Annotated in this window: 16 protein-coding genes; 11 read left to right on the plus strand and 5 right to left on the minus strand. The window is 67.9% G+C overall.

The features are described from left to right. Window positions 1–427: 427 nt before the first annotated feature. The 6 genes from CFP71_RS36920 to CFP71_RS36945 all read left to right on the plus strand — a co-directional run bounded on the left by CFP71_RS36920 (window position 428) and on the right by CFP71_RS36945 (window position 8,623). Window positions 428–1,081, plus strand: coding sequence for an SDR family NAD(P)-dependent oxidoreductase (locus tag CFP71_RS36920; RefSeq protein WP_093938551.1), 654 nt, complete (start codon window positions 428–430; stop codon window positions 1,079–1,081). A gap of 126 nt (window positions 1,082–1,207) precedes the next feature. Beyond that, window positions 1,208–4,510: an NACHT domain-containing protein gene (locus CFP71_RS36925; protein WP_093938552.1), complete on the plus strand. Its 3,303-nt coding sequence runs from the start codon at window positions 1,208–1,210 to the stop codon at window positions 4,508–4,510. 90 nt (window positions 4,511–4,600) lie between these two features. After that, on the plus strand, window positions 4,601–6,070 hold the full coding sequence (locus tag CFP71_RS36930) for an FAD-dependent oxidoreductase (protein WP_093938553.1): 1,470 nt from the start codon (window positions 4,601–4,603) through the stop codon (window positions 6,068–6,070). Then, window positions 6,067–7,140 (plus strand): hypothetical protein, encoded by a 1,074-nt coding sequence (locus tag CFP71_RS36935; protein WP_093938554.1) that lies wholly within the window; start codon window positions 6,067–6,069, stop codon window positions 7,138–7,140. Before CFP71_RS36930 ends, CFP71_RS36935 begins: the two co-directional genes overlap by 4 nt. 27 nt (window positions 7,141–7,167) lie before the next feature. Further along, a complete protein-coding gene (locus tag CFP71_RS36940) occupies window positions 7,168–7,773 on the plus strand; it encodes a TetR/AcrR family transcriptional regulator (protein ID WP_093938555.1) in 606 nt (201 codons plus the stop codon). A 124-nt stretch (window positions 7,774–7,897) separates the two neighbouring features. Further along, the gene (locus CFP71_RS36945) at window positions 7,898–8,623 is read left to right on the plus strand and encodes a VanZ family protein (protein ID WP_093938556.1); all 726 of its coding nucleotides are present in this window, start codon (window positions 7,898–7,900) and stop codon (window positions 8,621–8,623) included. A 3-nt stretch (window positions 8,624–8,626) separates the two neighbouring features. Here CFP71_RS36945 and CFP71_RS36950 read toward each other — a convergent pair whose 3' ends face one another. Continuing rightward, window positions 8,627–9,094, minus strand: a complete 468-nt coding sequence (locus tag CFP71_RS36950) for a glycogen operon protein GlgX (protein ID WP_093938557.1) — start codon at window positions 9,092–9,094, stop codon at window positions 8,627–8,629. An 88-nt stretch (window positions 9,095–9,182) separates the two neighbouring features. Here CFP71_RS36950 and CFP71_RS36955 point away from each other — a divergent pair, with 88 nt between their 5' ends. From CFP71_RS36955 to CFP71_RS36965, 3 genes are all read left to right on the plus strand, one after another. Then, window positions 9,183–9,911 (plus strand): TetR family transcriptional regulator, encoded by a 729-nt coding sequence (locus tag CFP71_RS36955; RefSeq protein WP_093938558.1) that lies wholly within the window; start codon window positions 9,183–9,185, stop codon window positions 9,909–9,911. A gap of 74 nt (window positions 9,912–9,985) precedes the next feature. After that, window positions 9,986–11,227, plus strand: a complete 1,242-nt coding sequence (locus tag CFP71_RS36960; protein WP_093938559.1) for a sensor histidine kinase — start codon at window positions 9,986–9,988, stop codon at window positions 11,225–11,227. Continuing rightward, window positions 11,224–11,886, plus strand: coding sequence for a response regulator transcription factor (locus tag CFP71_RS36965; RefSeq protein ID WP_093938560.1), 663 nt, complete (start codon window positions 11,224–11,226; stop codon window positions 11,884–11,886). The genes CFP71_RS36960 and CFP71_RS36965 overlap by 4 nt, the downstream gene beginning before the upstream one ends. Window positions 11,887–11,900: 14 nt before the next feature. Here the strand turns inward: CFP71_RS36965 and CFP71_RS36970 are convergent, their stop codons facing one another. Next, on the minus strand, window positions 11,901–12,821 hold the full coding sequence (locus CFP71_RS36970; RefSeq protein WP_093938584.1) for a methylenetetrahydrofolate reductase: 921 nt from the start codon (window positions 12,819–12,821) through the stop codon (window positions 11,901–11,903). A 150-nt stretch (window positions 12,822–12,971) separates the two neighbouring features. Here CFP71_RS36970 and CFP71_RS36975 point away from each other — a divergent pair, with 150 nt between their 5' ends. Continuing rightward, window positions 12,972–14,153, plus strand: a complete 1,182-nt coding sequence (locus tag CFP71_RS36975; protein ID WP_093938561.1) for a glycosyltransferase 87 family protein — start codon at window positions 12,972–12,974, stop codon at window positions 14,151–14,153. On the opposite strand, the gene CFP71_RS36980 is transcribed toward CFP71_RS36975, so the two are convergent. After that, window positions 14,143–15,243 (minus strand): epoxide hydrolase family protein, encoded by a 1,101-nt coding sequence (locus tag CFP71_RS36980; protein ID WP_093938562.1) that lies wholly within the window; start codon window positions 15,241–15,243, stop codon window positions 14,143–14,145. The genes CFP71_RS36975 and CFP71_RS36980 overlap by 11 nt on opposite strands. Before the next feature lie 97 nt (window positions 15,244–15,340). On the opposite strand from CFP71_RS36980, the gene CFP71_RS36985 reads away from it, so the two are divergent. Beyond that, a complete protein-coding gene (locus CFP71_RS36985; protein ID WP_093938563.1) occupies window positions 15,341–15,805 on the plus strand; it encodes a MarR family winged helix-turn-helix transcriptional regulator in 465 nt (154 codons plus the stop codon). Between the two features lie 394 nt (window positions 15,806–16,199). Here CFP71_RS36985 and CFP71_RS36995 read toward each other — a convergent pair whose 3' ends face one another. Both CFP71_RS36995 and CFP71_RS37000 read right to left on the minus strand, forming a co-directional pair. Next, on the minus strand, window positions 16,200–17,078 hold the full coding sequence (locus CFP71_RS36995; RefSeq protein ID WP_093938565.1) for a LysR family transcriptional regulator: 879 nt from the start codon (window positions 17,076–17,078) through the stop codon (window positions 16,200–16,202). Window positions 17,079–17,129: 51 nt separating this feature from the next. Further along, window positions 17,130–17,885, minus strand: coding sequence for an SDR family oxidoreductase (locus CFP71_RS37000; RefSeq protein WP_093938566.1), 756 nt, complete (start codon window positions 17,883–17,885; stop codon window positions 17,130–17,132). Between the last annotated feature and the right edge of the window lie 57 nt (window positions 17,886–17,942).

Consider the following 17,942-nt stretch of genomic DNA (forward strand, 5'->3'; position numbering starts at 1 on the left):
GGGGACTTTCCGCGCGTGTGATGAGGGGAAAGTCCCCTTCGCCTCGCGGATCGCCGTCGAGCGCCGGTCCGTGAAGGCCTCCTTGAGAGACCCAGGGTCGCTCGACACCCACTGGGCCACGATCGCGGCCCAGTCACTCAACTGCGCAGAGTAGTAGGCCCCACGTGGTGAGTGTTCGGCGCGAGATGCTTTTGAACCGTCTGAAGCTTAGGGAGATGTACCCAGGAATGTTGGCTTAGCGCTTGCTCATGCCCCGCTGTCACCCAGGCTGAAGCAGTCGACCGCGAGAGCCTGTCCAGGCGACTCGAATGGACAGTTGGACGGGGGCGGCCTGCCCGTTTCCGAGCGCCATTTGGACACCGGACTACCCGCGTACTCTGCGGAATCGCCGGGTTCCCGGACACCCCGACGAGCAGCGAGGAGCATCATGCCCGAACAGCGCACCGCCCTGGTCACCGGAGCCAACCGAGGGCTCGGGCAAGCGGTCGCCGCCGAACTCGCCCGGCGTGGCCTGAGGGTCGTGCCCACGTCACGGCAGCCGGGCGAAGCGGGCGTGTCGCAGGTCTTGGACGTCACCGACGCCGCAAGCGTACGGAGCGCCGGAGAGCAGGTCGGCGAGGTGGACGTGCTGATCTGCAACGCGGGTGTCCTGCTCGATCCCGGCAACGATCCGCTGTCGGTGCCGCTGGATCTCGTCGAGCGCAGTCTGGTGGTGAACCTGCTGGGCGGCTGGCGGGTGGCACAGACGTTCCTCCCGGGGATGATCGCCCGAGGCTGGGGCCGGGTGGTCTTCGTCTCCAGCGACGCCGGTTCCTACGACCGGGGCCTTTTCACCGGCGCACCGGGCTATTCGGTGTCGAAGGCGGCGCTCAACGGACTGACCATGATGCTGGCCTCGCATACGAAGGGATCCGGGGTGCTGGTGAACGCGGTCAACCCCGGTCCGACACGGACCAGGATGATGCCGATGGCGGAACGATCGGTCGAGGAGTCCGCGAACGACATCGTCCACGCGGCCACCCTTCCCGATGACGGCCCGTCCGGAATCCTCCTGGAGAACGGACAACCCGCTCCCTGGTAACGCATATTCTCGAAGCTTTCGCGCTTGAGACGGCAGGTCGGCGCACACCCTCGCGAGCCACGTAACGACGTCGGCGGACCCGCCGACCCTCGTTGTGCGGTGACCGCTATCGGAACGAGGGTGCGCGTGGCGATCGAGGCCGGCCTGATGAAGATCGGTGGCTCCATCGCCACCGCGTGCGGGAAGCTCTGGCTCGCCGAACGCAAACGAAAGGCCGAACGCGAGCTCGGTCTCGCCGAACTCGCTCAAGCGCGGGGACTCGGGCTGCTCCCGCAGCAGAGGTTGCAGAAGCAGCTGAAGGAACTGACCGAGACGATCGCGAAGAAGCTTTCGGTCGCCGTCGCCACCGAGTTCCCGCGGCTGCCGGACAACGAACGCGCGGCGGCCATCGACGCCGTGGTGAAGACGCTGGATATGGCCGACCTCAGCGACTCCGCCCTGTTGCGCGCGGACATGAGCCTCGACGGACTCGAGGAGGCGCTCGCCGAGCCGGTGCGTGTGGTGCTGGCCGGTGCCCATCTGGGCCCGGAGACGACCGCGTACTTCGAGCTGGTTCTGTGGGAGGCCGTGGCGTACTTCGCCGAGATCATCGTGTCCCTGCCGGGGTTCCAGGGCCGGGCGCTGCGCGAGCTGCTGACCCGCGAGTCCACGATCATCGACAGCCTGCGGGAGATCTTCGATCGCATGCCGCAACGCTCGGACACGGGGGAGCGGCCTGTCACGAAAGCCGAGATCGCCTATTCGCGGGAGATCGCGCGCAAGCTCGACCTCGTCGAGTTGTTCGGCGTGACCTCGATCAGTCCGAAAAGACGGCTGCCGTTGAGCGTCGCGTACGTCGGCCTGACGGTCCTGGCCGATCGCGGCCGGGGAGGCGCGATGTACCGGCTGGAAGACGCCGACGTCGCGAGATCGGTCGACGAGCGCGGCGTCGAGGCGGTGCTCTCGCAGAACCCGCGGCTGCTCGTCCGCGGCGAGGCGGGATCCGGGAAGACGACGTTGCTCCGCTGGCTGGCCGTCAACGCGGCCCGCGCCGGTTTCGAAGCGCCGTTGCAGCGCTGGAACGATCTGGTGCCGTTCTTCGTCCAGCTACGGCGGTACAGCGACAAACCGCTGCCCGGACTGCAAGACCTCAACGCCGGCATCGGCTGGCAGGTGATGGCCGACGCGCCGCGGGGGTGGATCGGCTCGGTACTGAAGGACGGCCGTGGCCTGATTCTCGTGGACGGCCTCGACGAGCTGCCGGAGTCACGGAGAAAGCACGTCCACGACTGGCTCGAAGACCTCGTCGCCGCGTATCCGGGCTGCCGGTACGTCCTGACTTCGCGCTCGCCCGCGGTCACCGACGACTGGCTGGAGAACGCCGGCTTCCGGCACGCCGAACTCCAGGCCATGAGTCCGAGCCATGTCGCCCTGTTCGTCCGCCACTGGCACGAGGCGGCGGGAGTCGACGAATCCGAAGAAGGACGACAGGACCTCGAAATGCTCCGGGGCAGGCTCGTGGCGTCGATCGACGCGAGTCTGGCGCTCAAGAGCCTGGCGACGAATCCCTTGCTGTGCGCACTTCTGTGCGCCCTGAACCGTGACCGGCGGAGCAGCCTTCCCACCCGCCGGATCGAGCTCTACCGGACCGCGCTGGAGATGCTGCTCAGCAAACGCGACTCCGGCCGCGACGTGGTGGACAAGCTTTCGGAAGAGCTCTCCGTCGACGACAAACTCCAGGTCCTGGCCGACCTTGCCTACTGGTACACGGAAACCGGGCTGGCGACGGCCGAGCGTGATCGCGTGCTGTACCAGATCGAGCTGAGCCTGCGGAATTTCAGCGGCCGCCATCTCGACCCCGAAGACGTCTACCGGCATCTCCTGCTGCGTACCGGTGTGCTGCGTGAGCCGGTCGTGGGCCGGGTCGACTTCCTGCACAAGACGTTCCAGGAATTCCTGTGCGCGCGCAGGATCATCGAAAGCGACTTGGGCGAGAAGCTGATTTCGAAGATCCGGCACGAACAGTCCTACGAGATCATCGTCATGGCGGTGGGGCAGGCGCGCCCCCGGGAGCAGAACCGCATCTTCACGAAGCTCCTCCGCAAGGTCGCCGCGGCGGAGAACGAAACCGATCGCAAACGGCTCAAGCTGCTCGTCGTGCGTTGCCTGGAAACCGCGAACAGGCTCAGCCCGGACCTGTACGAGGAGGCGCTGGACGAGATCCGGGAGATCATCCCGCCCCGCACCCTCGACGAGGCAAGGTCACTGGCCATGAGCGGCGCGGACGCCCTGCGCTACCTGACGGTGTCCGACCTCCGGCCCGACGAGGCGGTGGCCAGCATCCGGACCGCGGCGCTGGTCGGCGGAACGGAGGCACTCGAACTCATCACCGCGATCGCCGAGCGCTACTCGTTCGCTTCGATCGGCGACGAGCTCGTCAGCGTCTGGCCGTTCTTCGAGCCTGTCGAGTTCGCCCAGCGCGTGTTCAAGAAGGCGCCTTCGGACGCGATGACGCTCGTCGTGGACGACATGACCGTGCTACCGGGGGTGGAGGTTTCGCCGTTCTCCGCCGTGGTGTGCGAGTTCGCCGGCGCGGTGAAACCGGCCGACCTGGCGACCGCGGCGAATCTGCGGACGCTCGTGGGCGCACGCCTGTCGGGCTGTCCGGCGGCCGCCGATCTGTCGTGGCTGCGAGACTGCGACGGTCCCGTGGCCACGGTCTCGGCGACGCGCTGCGAGAACCTGCGCGACATCAGCGCACTCGAGTCGCTGCCCGGTCTCACCCGGCTGAGCCTGCTCGACATCGCGCCCTCGGTGGATTTCTCCCGGCTGGCGGAGCTGAAAGGACTGGTCGAGCTCCAAGTGGGGCCGACCGACCAGGTCACGGCCTCGCACCTGGTCACCAGCCTGCCGGACCTCGAAACGCTCGGACTGAGCAGCTGTATCGGGCTCGCGTCGATCAGCGACCTCGGCGCGCACGGGTCGTTGCGGCGGCTGAGCCTCGACGACTGCCACGCGCTCACGCGGGCGGGCGACCTCACCGGATTGCTGCCCAGGCTCGAATCCCTCGTGCTGGAGGAGCTTCCGCAGCTGGAAGATCTCGAAGGCACGGGCGGCGCGGGGCACATCCGGTCGCTGGCCGTCCGCTGGTGTGATTCGTTCGCCTCGCTCGAAGGGATCGAAGCCTTCACTGGACTCGAAGAGCTGTCGCTGATCGAGCTGCGCTCCCTGTCGGACCTGTCCCCGCTGGCCGAGCTCAAGGAGCTGAGACGGCTGAGGCTGCGGGATTGCCGTCGCGTCCGCGACCTGTCGATCCTCGATCGGTTGCCACGGCTACGGCTCCTGGACACCGTCGGGTCCGGCGTCCAGCCCACTCCGCGTCACCTCGCCGCGTATCCGCGGATCCGGTTCTCGGACAACACCAGGGCCCAGGCCCGCGACGACTGGTGATCGCGCCGACTCCTTGACAGCCTCCGGCCTCATTCATACATTCATACAGGCGTTGTCAATCTGTATGAATGACGCTGGGAGTTGATCCGCATGCGACTCGGCAAGACCGCCGTCGTCCTCGGTGGCAGCGCCGCCGGGCTCTGTACCGCCGGAGCACTCGCCCCGTATTTCGACCGGGTCCTGGTATTCGAACGCGACGAGCTCCCGTCCGAGGCCGAACATCGGCGCGGCGTCCCGCAGAGCAAGCATCCGCACTTCCTGCTGAACTCCGGCCGCCGCGCGATCGGCGCGCTGTTCCCCGGGTTCGAAGACGACCTCATCGCCGCCGGCGGGCTGCATCTCATGCCGTCCATGGACGCCGCCTACCTCGACGGCGAAGGCTGGTCGGCGCGCAAACGCAGCGCGATGACGATGATCTACAGCTCACGGATCCTCATCGAACGCGTGCTGCGCGACAAAGTCCGGGAGCTGCCCAACGTCGAGATCCGCGAAGGCGTCACGGTGAGCGGATTGACCACACGTGACGGCGAAGTCATCGGAGTCGGCCTGTCCGGCGACGAGCATGTCGACGCCGCTTTCGTGGTGGACGCGATGGGCCGCGGTTCCTCCGTCGGTGCCTGGCTGGCGGCGGCGGGCTGGCCCGAGCCCGAGGTGCGGACCCTCGACGCCAAGGTCACCTACACCTCGCGCTGGTACGACCTGCCCGCACCCGACGAGCGACCCGGGTCCTGGTGGTGGCAGCACCTGGTGATCATGCCGACCCCCGACAAGGGCACGCATCCGGACGAGCACGAGTTCCTGGTGAACTTCTTCCCGATCGAGGGCAACCGGGTCATCGCGTGCATGGGCTCGTGGGGACTCGAAATGCCGCGGACCACCGAGGCCTTCGTCGAGTCGGCCCGCCGGGTGCGGGCACCGCTGTTCGCGGCCGCGATGGACCGGTCCACCCCGACGTCCGAGGTGCACCTGACGCGGTCGACCGGCAACAAGTGGCGGCGCTACGACAAGCTCCGGACCCCGCCGGGACGGCTGGCGTTCGTCGGGGACTCGATCTGCGCGTTCAACCCGTTCTACGCGCAGGGAATCAGTTCCGCCGCGGGTTCGGCGCTGCTGCTGCGCGAGCACCTCGCCCGCGCCGATCGTCCCGACGGGCAGTTCTCTTCGGCCTTCCTTGCCGCGCAACGAAAGCTGCTCAACGTCCCGTGGAGCCTCGCGATGGCGAGGGATCAGGGGTACGCCTGCGCCGTGGGCACCGAAAAGGCCGGCGAGTGGAAGCGCCGCCTGCTTTCGGCGATGTCCGGACCGGCGTTCAGGCTCATCGTCGGCGCCGCCCGCGAGGACGACGTGGTCGACGAGCACTTCGCGAAGGTGTTCAACCTCGACGAGTCGTTGCGCGACATGATGACGAACCCGAGGGTGATCGCCGGGCTCCTGCGCTACCGGGTCCGGGCCGCGCTGGGGCGGCACCGGGTTCCCTTCGACTTCGACGCCCGCGCCGAACCGCCGGTCACGGACTACTCACCGGGAGACGGCGCCGCGAAACCGGCGGTCTCCCGATGAGCGCCGTGTGCGGGCCGGACGCGGAGGCCGTCACACGCGGTCTCGGCTTCGACTGCCACGACGTCACCCCGTGGCTCTCGATCCGCCCGCCGTGGGAGGCGGCGCATTGGACGATGCCGCTGCTGGAACTGCTCGTTGTCGGCGGAGCGGTCTTCGCGCTGGTGCACGCCGTCCGCCGTCATCGTCAGGGCGATTCGACGAACCTGGCGTTGTGGTGCGCTTCGCTGGTCTACCTCTTCGTCATCGAACCACCGCTGTACTTCCCGGAGTGGTTCGGCCTCGAAGGGCAGTACGGATTCATCTTCGCCCACAACCGGTTCACCGTGCAGTTCATGTGGGACCGGCTGCCGCTCTACATCGTGGCGTTCTACCCGATGATCAGCCAGCTCGCCTACGAGCTCGTCCGGTCACTCGGGATCTTCCGCGCCCGCGGCGCGGCGATCGGCGCGGTGGCGGTCGCTTTCGCCTGTCAAGTGTTCTACGAGGTCTTCGACCATCTCGGCCCGCAACTGAAGTGGTGGGCCTGGAACGGGAACAACCGGATCGTCAACCAGCCGGCACTGGATTCCGTGCCGATGAACAGCATGCTGCTCTTCGCCTCCGTTTCGATGGGCGCGATGACCTGGCTGGTGGTGCGCCTGGCGGGCGGACCACGGCGCGGCTGGTCGCTCGCGGGCCGCGTCGCGCTGGCGGGTGTCCTCACCCCGCCGACCATGGCGATCGCCGGCCTCCCGTCGAGCCTGTTCGACGGGAACACGACAGCGCAGGCTTGGATTCTCGGCGTCGAGCTGGCTTCGCTGTGGGTGGCGGGCACCTGGATCTTCGTCCGGCACCGAAGCCCCGGCGGCCCTTTGACGCCCTTCGCCCGGGTCTACCCCGCCGTCTACCTGGGCGGGCTGGCCGTGTTCTGGCTGGGCGCCTTGCCGGGCCACCTCTCCGCCGAGGGTGGCATCACCGAAGACGGCACCCCGGTCGGGAGCGGGCTCTACGTGCTGGCGTGCTTCGTGGGCGCCGGGCTGATGCTGGCCGCGCTGTACCGCGTACGTCGTGGGACACCTGCCACCGTCTGAGATTCTTCGTTCGGGGAAGATGGAGCGATGGGGCACCACGGATGGCAGGGCAACCCACCCGGAACCGAGCAGGAGGCTCGCCGCCGGATCCTCGACGCGGCGATGGCCTGCATCGACCGGGTCGGCCTCGCCAAGACCAGCCTCTCCGACGTCGCCGCGGAGGCGGGCGTGACCCGGCAGACCGTCTATCGCTACTTCCCGAGCCTTGCCGACATCCTCGGCGCTGTCGCGCTCGACAGGGTCGAGGAGTTCGCGAGGCGGATGGAGCGGCATCTGGCCTCGTTCGGCAGCCCCGCCGAGGTCGCCGTGGAATCCGTGGTGTTCGGCGTCCGGGCGGTCCCCGAAGATCCCCATCTCGGGCTGCTCCTCCAGGCGGGTGAAGCCGACGTCTTCACCATCGCGGTCGCCTCGTCGCAGTCCTTCTCGCTCGGTGCGCGGATCCTCCGCAACGTGCCGGTCGACTGGAAAGCCGTGGGCGTCACGACGGACGAGGACTTCGAAGGGCTCGCCGAAATGCTGATGCGGCTGTTCCTCTCGTTCCTGCGATACCCCTCGACCCCGCCCCGCACCGACGACGAACTCCGGGCGCTGGTCCGCCGCTGGGTCGGTCCCGCGCTGACCGCACGTTCGTGACAATCCAAACCCGTGAAGTATCGACGCGGATGGTAGTTATTCACCGACAATAGTCAGGGTTCTTGCCCGTCCTTCACGATGCTGCCACCCTCGCCGAAGACGATCATTGGCGAAAGGGGAGCGCATGGGATGGTGGTGGCGGGAATTCTCCGGCGCCGCACCGTGGTCGCTGCTCGTCGCCGCGGCCGGTGCGGGCGTCGCCGAATTCGTGGCGCGGCTTCGCGGGAAACGACGTCGCCCGTTCGCGGTCGCCCTGGATTTCGCTTTGCTGGCTTCACTTCTCGCGGTACTGCTGGTTGTTTTCGTCCCGGCGCCGACGGCCGCGCGTGGCTCGTCGGTGAGTCTTCATCTACTGGCGGACGTCCTGCCCGTCTTCAGTGACCGCCCGGACGTGGCCGTGGTTCAGTTGGCGGGCAACGTTTTCCTGCTGGCACCGCTCGCGCTGCTGATCCCGGTGCGCTTCGGCGGGGCGTCGGTGCCCCGGATCGTCGTCTCGGCGTTCGCGGTGTCCGTCTCGATCGAATGTCTCCAGGTCTGGCAGGACGCCGGCCGGGTCGGCTCGCTGGACGACGTGCTGTGCAACACGGCGGGCGCCGCGCTCGCGGCCTGGTGCGGAAGCCGGTGGCGTGGCCGGACGGCGCCGTCGGGCACGGTTCGCGTGTGGCACCGGTCGGGAATCGAGGTCCGTCGCCCCGGACCTGCGAACGCGCGCCGGGGGCAACGGCTGATCGGCCGCGTGACCCTGAGCGACCTTCCGCCGATGGCCGAAGGCGCGACCCTCGAAATCACCCTGTCCGAATCGGACGGTGGAGCACTGCTCGTCTCGGCTCAAGCCTCGGTGGCGGCGTGAGCGCTACCTCGGCCGAGCGCCCGAGAGGACCGCGTCCAGGCTGGGGAGCCACCGCTGCCGGGGATCGGGTTCCACGAGCCATTCCGCGTGGGCCTCGACGCGTCCGGAGTCGGCGGGCAGGGGGAGCAGTGCACCCCAGGCAAGCACCTCGACGTGCCGCGGCAGGGCGATCCGAGGCGGGATCAGCCCATCGGTCTCCGCCAGTACGGCGACGCGCGGACCCTGCTGGGTCAGCACGGTCATGGCAGGACCCTCGCAACCGGTCTCGGCGAGCCGGGCGACGACCTGATTGCCGTGGATCTTCGGCAGGGTCACCGCGCAGATGCCGTTCCCCAGTACGAGGAAGGGCTGCGTGCCACGCCATTTCAGCGACCAGCCGAAGAGCCGGCCGTAGAAGGCGTCGCCTCGGGGACGGATCGAATCCCGTGACGAGAGGGACTCGTCCGGAAGCACTTGCTGGTCCAGCGACATCGTCGGCGCCTTCCGAACGGCGGGTGGGGAGTCTCCTCAGCCTAACGGCACTCAGTGTCACTAGCAAGTCTGCTGCTACCGTCCCGCTATGACCGATTCGCCGCGCCGAGCGCCGGTGACCAGAGCCGGGGCGACTCCCGCGGGCAGGCGCCGCCTCCGTCGTGCGCTCGCCGCCGCGGCCGTGGACCTGTTCGTGGCCAAGGGATATGAAGCCACCACGGTGGACGAGATCGCCGCGGCCGCCGGGGTCGGTCGGCGCACGTTCTTCCGGTACTTCGACGCCAAGGACGACGTGCTCTTCGCCAACCACGACGAGATCGTGGCCGAGATGGAGGAGACCTTCGCCGGCGCGGATCCGGAGCGTGAGCCGGTGGAGATGGCCTGCGCCGCTGTCAGCCTCGTCCTTGAGTCCTATGCTGCGGAACTCGACGTGTCGCTCAAGCGGTTCACGCTGACGCGGACGGTGCCTTCGTTGCGGGACAAAGAGGTCGCGACCGTCGACCGCTATCAGCGCGTACTCGCCCGTTACCTGCGGGCGCGGTTCGCCGAACAGGGCGACGAGACGGCGAGCCTGCGGGCGGACGTGGCCGCCGCGGCGATCGCGGCCGCCAACAACCACGTGCTCCGGCGCTGGCTGCGCAGCGGCGGACAGGACGACATCACCGCGAGCGCGGCAGAAGCCTTCGCGCTGGTCATCGACGCTTTCCGGGTCGAACGGGCGTCGGTCGAGGAAACCACGGTGGTGGCCGTGATGACCACGGCGACACCCCTGCACGCCGTCATCGCCAAGGTGAACGCCGCCCTGAACGAAAAGTAGGCCGACTGGCACTCGGTGCCACGAACTGTGTCGACTACGCAGGGTGAGTCGATCCGAAGGTAGGGTCACACCTGATGATCGACCGACAACGCCTGCGGGCGTGGTGGGCCGCCCTGCGGTACACGGCCTTCACCGGAACCGACGCCCCGCCGAAGCGTTCGGCGGGGTTGCACTGGCTGCGCCTTCTCACGATCGTCGGCTGGGCGTTCTGGTCGGGTTTCGTCACGTTCTCGACCATTTCGGTATTACCGCCCGCGAAGACGTTCAACGTGCTCGTCACCGTGCTGCCCTGCCTGCTCGCGGTGCGCTCGCCGCTGTGGGGATGGCGCCTGCTGATCGTCGGCATCGTGACCACCCCGATGACCCTGCCCGGTATCGCCGGCGCCTGGGGCTGGCATTGGGCGCCCGGCCTCGCGCTCACCGCGGCGCTCGTCTTCTACCTCGTGGGCGAGAGCAACGATCAGGCGGAACTGACCTGGGCGGGGCTGATCTCGTTCGCCGCCGCGGCGCCCTTCGTCCGGGACTGGCGGGACGCGGCCCTGCTCGTGATGCTGGGCGGGATAGCGTTCTTCCTCGGCAACACGGTCCGCCAGCGCAGGCTCGCCGAAGAAGAACGCAGGGCGCAACAGGAACGACGGCTCGCCGAGGAGGCCAGGGCGGCTCTCCTGGAAGAGCGCGCGGGCATCGCGCGGGAGCTGCACGACGTCGTCGCGCACCACATGTCCGTTCTCGCGTTGCGGGCGGACTCGGCCCGGTTCCGGTTCGCCGATCCGGGCAAGAACGGTCGCGAAGCCGAGATCTGGCAGGAGTTCGCCGACCTCGCCGGAACCGCCCGTGAAGGCCTGACCGAACTGCGCAGACTGCTCGGAGTGCTCCGATCCGAGGATCAGGCCCTCCTGGTCGCGCCGCAGCCGGGGCTGGCCAGGGTGGTCGAACTCGTCGACGGGGTGAAGGCCGCCGGGACCGCGTGCGAGCTCGAGCTGCGCGGCGACCTCGACGCGGTCCCGGTCGGGGTCGCGTTGTCGGTGTTCCGGATCGCCCAGGAGGCGCTGAGCAACGCGATCCAGCACGCTCCCGGCGCGTCGATCTCCGTCGAACTCGCGGCAGGCAGGGAATCCGTCCGGTTGTTCATCGAGAACGGTCCCGGCGACAGTCCGAAGAGGACAGATCAGACAGGGGGCGGGCACGGTTTGGCCGGCATGCGGGAGCGGGCCGCTATGCTCGCCGCGCAGCTCGAGGTGGGGGAGAGGCCGGACGGTGGTTTCCTGGTCGCCCTGACCGTTCCACTCGATCCCGAAGGGCAAGCGAAACCGTGATCTCGGTGGTCATCGCCGACGACCAGACCATGGTCAGGCAGAGTTTCCGTGCCGTGCTCGACGCGCAGGCCGACATGCGGGTGGTCGGAGAAGCCGCGGACGGGACCACCGCCGTCGCGCTGTGCGCCGAACTCGAACCGGACGTCGTGCTGATGGACGTGCGCATGCCCGAACTCGACGGGATCGAGGCGACCCGCCGGATCGTGGCGGGGCGGCAGGAAGTCCGTGTCCTGATTCTCACCACGTTCGACATCGACGAGTACGTGTTCGGCGGGCTGCGGGCGGGCGCCAGCGGGTTCCTGCTGAAGGACTCCCCGCTGGACGACCTGGTGACCGCGGTCAGAGTGGTCTCCGCGGGCAACGCGCTCTTCGCGCCCACGATCACCAGGCGACTGATCGGCGAGTTCACCCGCACCCACGCGTCCGCGCACACCGGCCACTCCCTCGTGGCCGAGCTGACCGCGCGTGAGACCGAGGTTCTCCGGCTGATCGCGCGCGGCCTTTCCAACGGGGAAATCGCCGAAGCGCTGGTGATCGTGGAACAGACGGCGAAATCCCACGTCAGCAGGGTGTTCGCGAAGCTCGGGGTGCGTGATCGCGCGCAGGCTGTCATGGTCGCGTACGAGGCGGGCCTCGTCGTTCCGGGCACCACGTCCTGATACCGGGCGAGACTTCAGCCCTTGAGCTTCGTCCGAAGGTGTTCAGCGAGTCGCACGGATGCCTCGATCTCTTCCCGCCTGATCGACACGCTCTCGACGTTGATGCCGAACGGCACGCCCAGGCCGCGGCAGTAGGACATCAGTTCGGTGGCCGCCGCGACGGCCACCTGATACGACGTTTCGAGGGTGTCGGTCGCGTGTCTGAGGTCGTTCTCGATCCACCGCGGTACGTCGACGCCCAGCCATCGCAGGAAGTCGAGGGTTTTCAACGATCCGCAGACCGAGAAGGTGAAGACGATCGGAACGGGCGCCTGTTCGCGTGCGACGCATTCGTAGTGGTAGTCGGAGACGAGGTTCTTCGCCGCGTTGATGTCGTAAACCACTTGGGTCACGAAGAACCGGCAACCGGCCTCTTGCTTCGCCAGCAGCCGCAGGTGTTCATCGTCCCGGCGGCTGTGACGTTCCGGAATCGCGACGCCGCCGAGTGACAAACCGGGGTTGGTGTCGCGCCGCAGCGCTTGGGCGTCCGCGAGTGACGTCATGGCGTCGACCTTGCTGGACGAGGCACCGACGAGAACCGTCATCACCCGCGCCGGGTCCTGGGCCGCCAACCAGGACCGCAGCTCCGACGGCGCGTACTTTCCGACCGCCCGATAGACGATGACCGGGGTCTGCCAACTCGCGAAGTTGTTCGCGAGGTAGTTCGCGGGGTCGAGGGTCGGCGAGAACGGGAATGGGCGCTGCGCCGGGTTTCGGGCCGCTTCGTCATCGATGTCGTAGAGGATCAGGCCGTCGAGCTTCAGAGGGCGCAAGCGAGCCATGGTGGCGTCGGCGATCTCTTGCACGCGATCGTGAGCGGTGGCCAGGCGTGGTGGTGTCAGGGAGAACAGCAGGAACTCACCCGCGGCACGGTCGATGAGGCGCACAAGGTCCATGAACGGACCGTAGCCGAAGCCGAAGAACCGGTGGCGCACGCCAGGTGCGACCCGGGTAGGGGGTCGCACGAGATCCGATACCGGGGTAGTGGCGCCGAAACTGGTCCCCAGGGCGATGTTTCCCGGTTCGCTTCCCGAGATCGTTTCCCCATGAAGTGGTCGAAAGAGTTGCGTGCCAACCCGGTGCCGGTCGTCGTCGGCGGGGCGATGACCGTGCTCGCCGTGGTCGCACTCGTCTGGTGGATTTCGGATACGCCGCTCGGCATCGATTCGGCGGTCTACCGGGCAGGCGGGTTCGCCGTACTCCGTGGGGAAAGCCTGTACTCACCGCTGCGCGCGCTTCCCGGCTGGGCACTGGATCTGCCGTTCACCTATCCACCGTTCGCCGGGTTGCTCTTCACGTCGTTGACCGCTTTGCCCACCCAGCTGTGCTGGGGCCTGCTCGCACTGGCCGCGGCCCCGTCCCTCTACTTCGCACTTCGACCCTTCGCCGCCCGGACGCACCTGCCGGTTCTCCTGGTCGGTGCCTTCGCGCTGCAACCGGTGTGGCAGACCATCGGCCTCGGACAGGTCAATCTCGTGCTGATGGCCGCCGTGGTGGCGGACATGTTCCTCCTCCGCGATTCGCGCTTCCGCGGGATCGCGATCGGGATCGTCGCGGCGATCAAGCTGATCCCGCTGATCTTCATCGTCCATTTCCTCGTGGTCAGGCGGTTCGCCGACGCGGCCCGGGCGCTGGCTGTCTTCATCGGGGTGACGGCGTTCGCGATGGCCGTCCTTCCCGGAGATTCCTTGCGGTACTGGACCTCGGCGATCCTCAACGCCCATTTCGCCGCGACGAAGGGCTGGGTGGGGAACCAGTCATGGCAGGCCTTCGTCGCACGGACGATGCCGGACGGGACGGCGGCCACGGTGGTGATCGTGGCGTTCAGCGCGCTTTTCGCGGCGCTGGCGATGTGGCTCGTGCACCGGCTGCACCGCGTCGGTGACGATCGTGCCGCACTGCTGGTCACGGCAGGCTGTTCCCTGCTGCTCAGCCCGATCTCCTGGACGCACCACTGGGTCTGGGTGGTGCCGGCGCTCGGACTTCTCGCCGCCAGGGGACGTCGTGGGGGAGCGGTGGCGATCGCCGTCCTGTTCACGGGATGGACGGTCGCCGTCGTACCGGGCGGGGGAGGTGCCGAGCGTGACTGGACCTTCGTCGAGGCGGTCGTCGGCAACGCGTACTTGATCGTGCTCGTCGCCGCAGGACTCGCGTGTCACCTTCGATTCTTCAAAATGTATAACGGCCTATACGGCACGACGAATACGAAAAACGACGTCAACCTTTAGACAAACACTCATCGACAAGAGACGAGAAGAAGGTCCGTACGTCTTCGGCGAGCAGGTCCGGCACTTCCATCGCGGCGAAGTGGCCGCCGCGTTCGAACTCCGACCAGTGCCTGACGTCGTAGAGTCGCTCGGCCAGTGGGCGCACCGATCGGGTGATGTCGTGCGGGAAGACGGCCACACCGAGCGGTACGCGGCAAGGCGCGCTCCCTCTCGGTGCGTCGTGGTGCAGCCGCGCGGAGGAGGCCGCGGTAGCGGTCAGCCAGTACAGCGAGACGTCGGTGAGCATGCGGTCGTCGCTGACCGGCGAACGAGGGTCGGTCCACTGTGCGAAGCGTTCGGCGATCCAGGCCAGCTGGCCGACCGGCGAGTCGGTCAGCGCATAACCGATGGTCTGCGGGGTGGCGGCCTGAAGTGCTTGGTACGGCGGGCGATTCGCCATCAGCTGCCGGACCTTGTCCAGCCGGGCTTCGTCCTCTTCGGACAGTTCGACGCCGGCGTCCGGATCCGGCCTGGTCGGCAGGTAGTTCACGTGCACCCCGACGACCTGCTCGGGCGCCACCGCGCCGAGCGCCATCGAGATCCCCGAACCGAAGTCACCACCCTGTGCTCCGTAGCGCTCGTAACCGAGGCGGCGCATCAGTTCGGCCCAGGCCCGGGCGATCCGGTCGATGCTCCAGCCGCGTTCGTGGGTCGGACCGGAGAAGCCGTAACCGGGGATGGACGGGATCACCAGGTGGAAGTCGCGTGACAGCGGCTCGATCACGTCGAGGAACTCCAGGAAGGAGCCGGGCCAGCCGTGGGTGAGGATCAGCGCGAGCGCGTCCGGGTTCGTGGACCGGACGTGGACGAAGTGGATGTTCTGGCCTTCGACCTCGGTGGTGAAGTGCGGGAGCTCGTTGAGTTCGGCTTCGTGGGCGCGCCAGTCGTACCCGGTGCGCCACCGCTCGGCCAGCTCTCTGAGTCGTGCCAGCGGGAAGCCGTAGTCCCAGCCGGCGTCGGCGACCTCGTTCGGCCAGCGGGTGCGGGAAAGCCGGTCGTTCAAGTCGTCGAGGTCGGCTTGGGGGATTTCGATGCGGAAGGGTTTGATCAAGATCCGGCGCTCCAGTCGATCATTTGGCAACTAAACGTTTGTGTTCCCAACGATAAAGCAATCGTTCGGGAACCCAACGATTCGTTAGACTCGTCACATGGAGAACTTTTCGGAAGAGCCGCACGCCAGGTGGCAGGAGTTGCCCAGCTGGCTGCTCACCCAGACCGCGAACCACGCGCATCGTCTGGTGACCGACGGGTTCTCCGCCGTCGACGCCCGTGGCTATCACTTCCGGGTGCTGGCGACGTTGGACGAGTTCGGGCCTGCCAGCCAGGCGACACTGGGCCGCCGCAGCGGCATCCACGTGAGCGAGATGGTCGCGACGATCAACGAGCTCGCCGAGCGCGACCTGGTCGAACGCGCCCCGGATCCGGCCGATCGGCGGCGCAACGTCATCTCGCTGACGGCCGCGGGCAAGCGGCAGCTCCGGCGACTGGAAAAGCAGCTGGCCGAGCGTCAGGACGAACTGCTGGCGCCGTTGTCGGCCGATGAGCGGGAGCGGCTGGCCGCGCTGCTCACGAAGCTGCTGGAGCACCACGACCGGCAAGCCAGGGAGGGCTGAAGGCGTCCTTCGCCACGTCAGACGAGGTGAGAGGCCCCTTCGCTCCTTCTGCCGTGGCCAGGGACCGTGCGGCTTGCCATCCGGGGCGAGGGGTGTGTGGATTTCGGGTCATCCAACGCCCAGAAGCCACGTGGTTATTTGAGGGGTAGGGCAAAGGTGTCCTGTCGGGTGTCAGGTCCGTGACTGTGACGACCGGGGTGAAGAGGACTTTCCCCGCGTCGCATGAGCGGAAAGTCCCCTTCACCTCGGGGCTTGCGGTGGTCGTGGGGTGACGGAGGCCCGGAGGTGTCGCGAAAGCCACTTTCGGAACACCTGATGTCTCGAAAGTGGCTTTCGCGACACCCGAGGCCGACGTGCGGACGAGCGACACAACACGCCACATTTGCCTCACCCCTCAACAGAAGCCCTGAACCGACGCGAGAAACGCCTGGCGGGCGTCGGAAGTGCTGTGCTGCGGCCAAAGCGCCTGAAGAGGTACGTGCACTTCCGGCCGTAGCGCGATGACCTGGACCGCGCCGCCCGCGGCCGGTCCGGGCGAGGCGGTCACGAAGGCGACACCGTCGCTGTCGAGTACGGCGGTGACCGGTGGGGTCCCCTGGATCGGGTTGCGGCGGACGCGGGGCTCGAATCCCGCGTCGCGGCAGAGGTTGACGAGCAGATCGGTGTACCCGGACCGGCCGGGATTTCCCCAGACGATGATCTCCTCGCCGTCGAGGTCACTGAGGGCGAGATCGTCCCGCCCGGCCAGGCGGTGGCCCGCGGCGACGGCGACGTTGAGTCGCTGCCGGATCAACGTGGTGCCGACCAGGCCGTGCGCGAGGGTCAGCGCGCGGCCGAGGCCGAGGTCGAGTTGGCCGCCGAGCAGCTGTGCGACGAGTTCGTCGGGGTAGCGCTGGTTGACGTCGATGATCAGCTCGGGGTCGGTGTGGTGTTTGCGCAGCAGCGCGGTGACTTCGTCTCCGGTGACGGCGGGGGTGTGGCCGACGCGGAGTCGTTCCGGTTCGCTCCGGCCGATGCGCCGGGCGCGCTGGACGGCGGAGTCGGCGATGCCGTGCAGGAGGTGGGCGTCGTCGATCAGGGCCTGTCCGGCGGGGAGGACGGTGACCCCGGTGGCGCTCCGCTCGAGCAGGGGGACGCCTACTTCCCGTTCGAGCGTGCGCACCGAGGTCGACAGCGCCTGCTGGCTCAGGTGCAGCCGGGCCGCCGCGCGGGTGAAGCTGCCTTCTTCGGCGACGGCGATGAGGTGGTTCAGCTTGTACAGATCCAGGCCCACCTCGGAGTTCCCCTTCGCGTTCGGTCTGCGGCGTCCTGATCAGACTAGGGGTCAGCGGGTGGTGTAGCCGCCGTTCGGGAACAGGGTCTGGCCGGTGAACCAGGCGCCGTCGGTGGCCAGGAAGCGGATGATCGGCACGATGTCCTCGATTTCGGTGAGTCGTCCGCCCTTGGCCTGCGACTTGTGGAATTCGACCCGCTCGGGGGTTTCCTGCGGGTAGAAGAACGGGGTGTCCATCGGGCCGGGGGCGACGACGTTGACCGAGATGCCGCGGTCGGCGAACTCCTTGGCGGCGGCCCTGGTGAAGTGCTCCAGCGGGGCTTTGCCGCCGGCGTAGGTGGAGTAGCCGTCGGTGAAGGCCGCCAGGAGCGAGGTGCCGAGGCTGATGATCTTGCCGTTGTCGGACAGGCGTCGTCCGGCTTCCTGGATGAAGAAGTAGGCGGCTTTGGCGTTGACCGCGAACATGCGGTCGTAGTCCTCTTCGGTGGTTTCGAGGATCGGCTTGCGCAGGACCATGCCGGTGGTGTTGACCGCGATGTCGGCGCCGCCGAAAGTGTCGACGGCGGTGTCGAAGAGGCGGCGGACGTCGGCGACCCGGGTGAGGTCGCCTTGGACGGCGATGGCTTCGGAGCCCGCGTTACGGACGGCCTCGACGGTCTTCTCGGCGTCGGCCGCGGAGGCGTCTCCGTGGTAGTGGACGACGATCTTGGCGCCGGCCTGGCCGAGGGTGGCGGACAGGAGTCCGCCGAGGTTCTTCGCGCCGCCGGCGATGACCGCGACCGTGCCGTTCAGGTTCTGTTCGCTCATGTTCCCGACGGTAGGAGCCGGGGGTGCCGCCTGGGAAACACAAGATCGAGGTGGGGT

It is taken from the genome of Amycolatopsis thailandensis, from assembly GCF_002234405.1.
Taxonomy (GTDB): domain Bacteria; phylum Actinomycetota; class Actinomycetes; order Mycobacteriales; family Pseudonocardiaceae; genus Amycolatopsis; species Amycolatopsis thailandensis.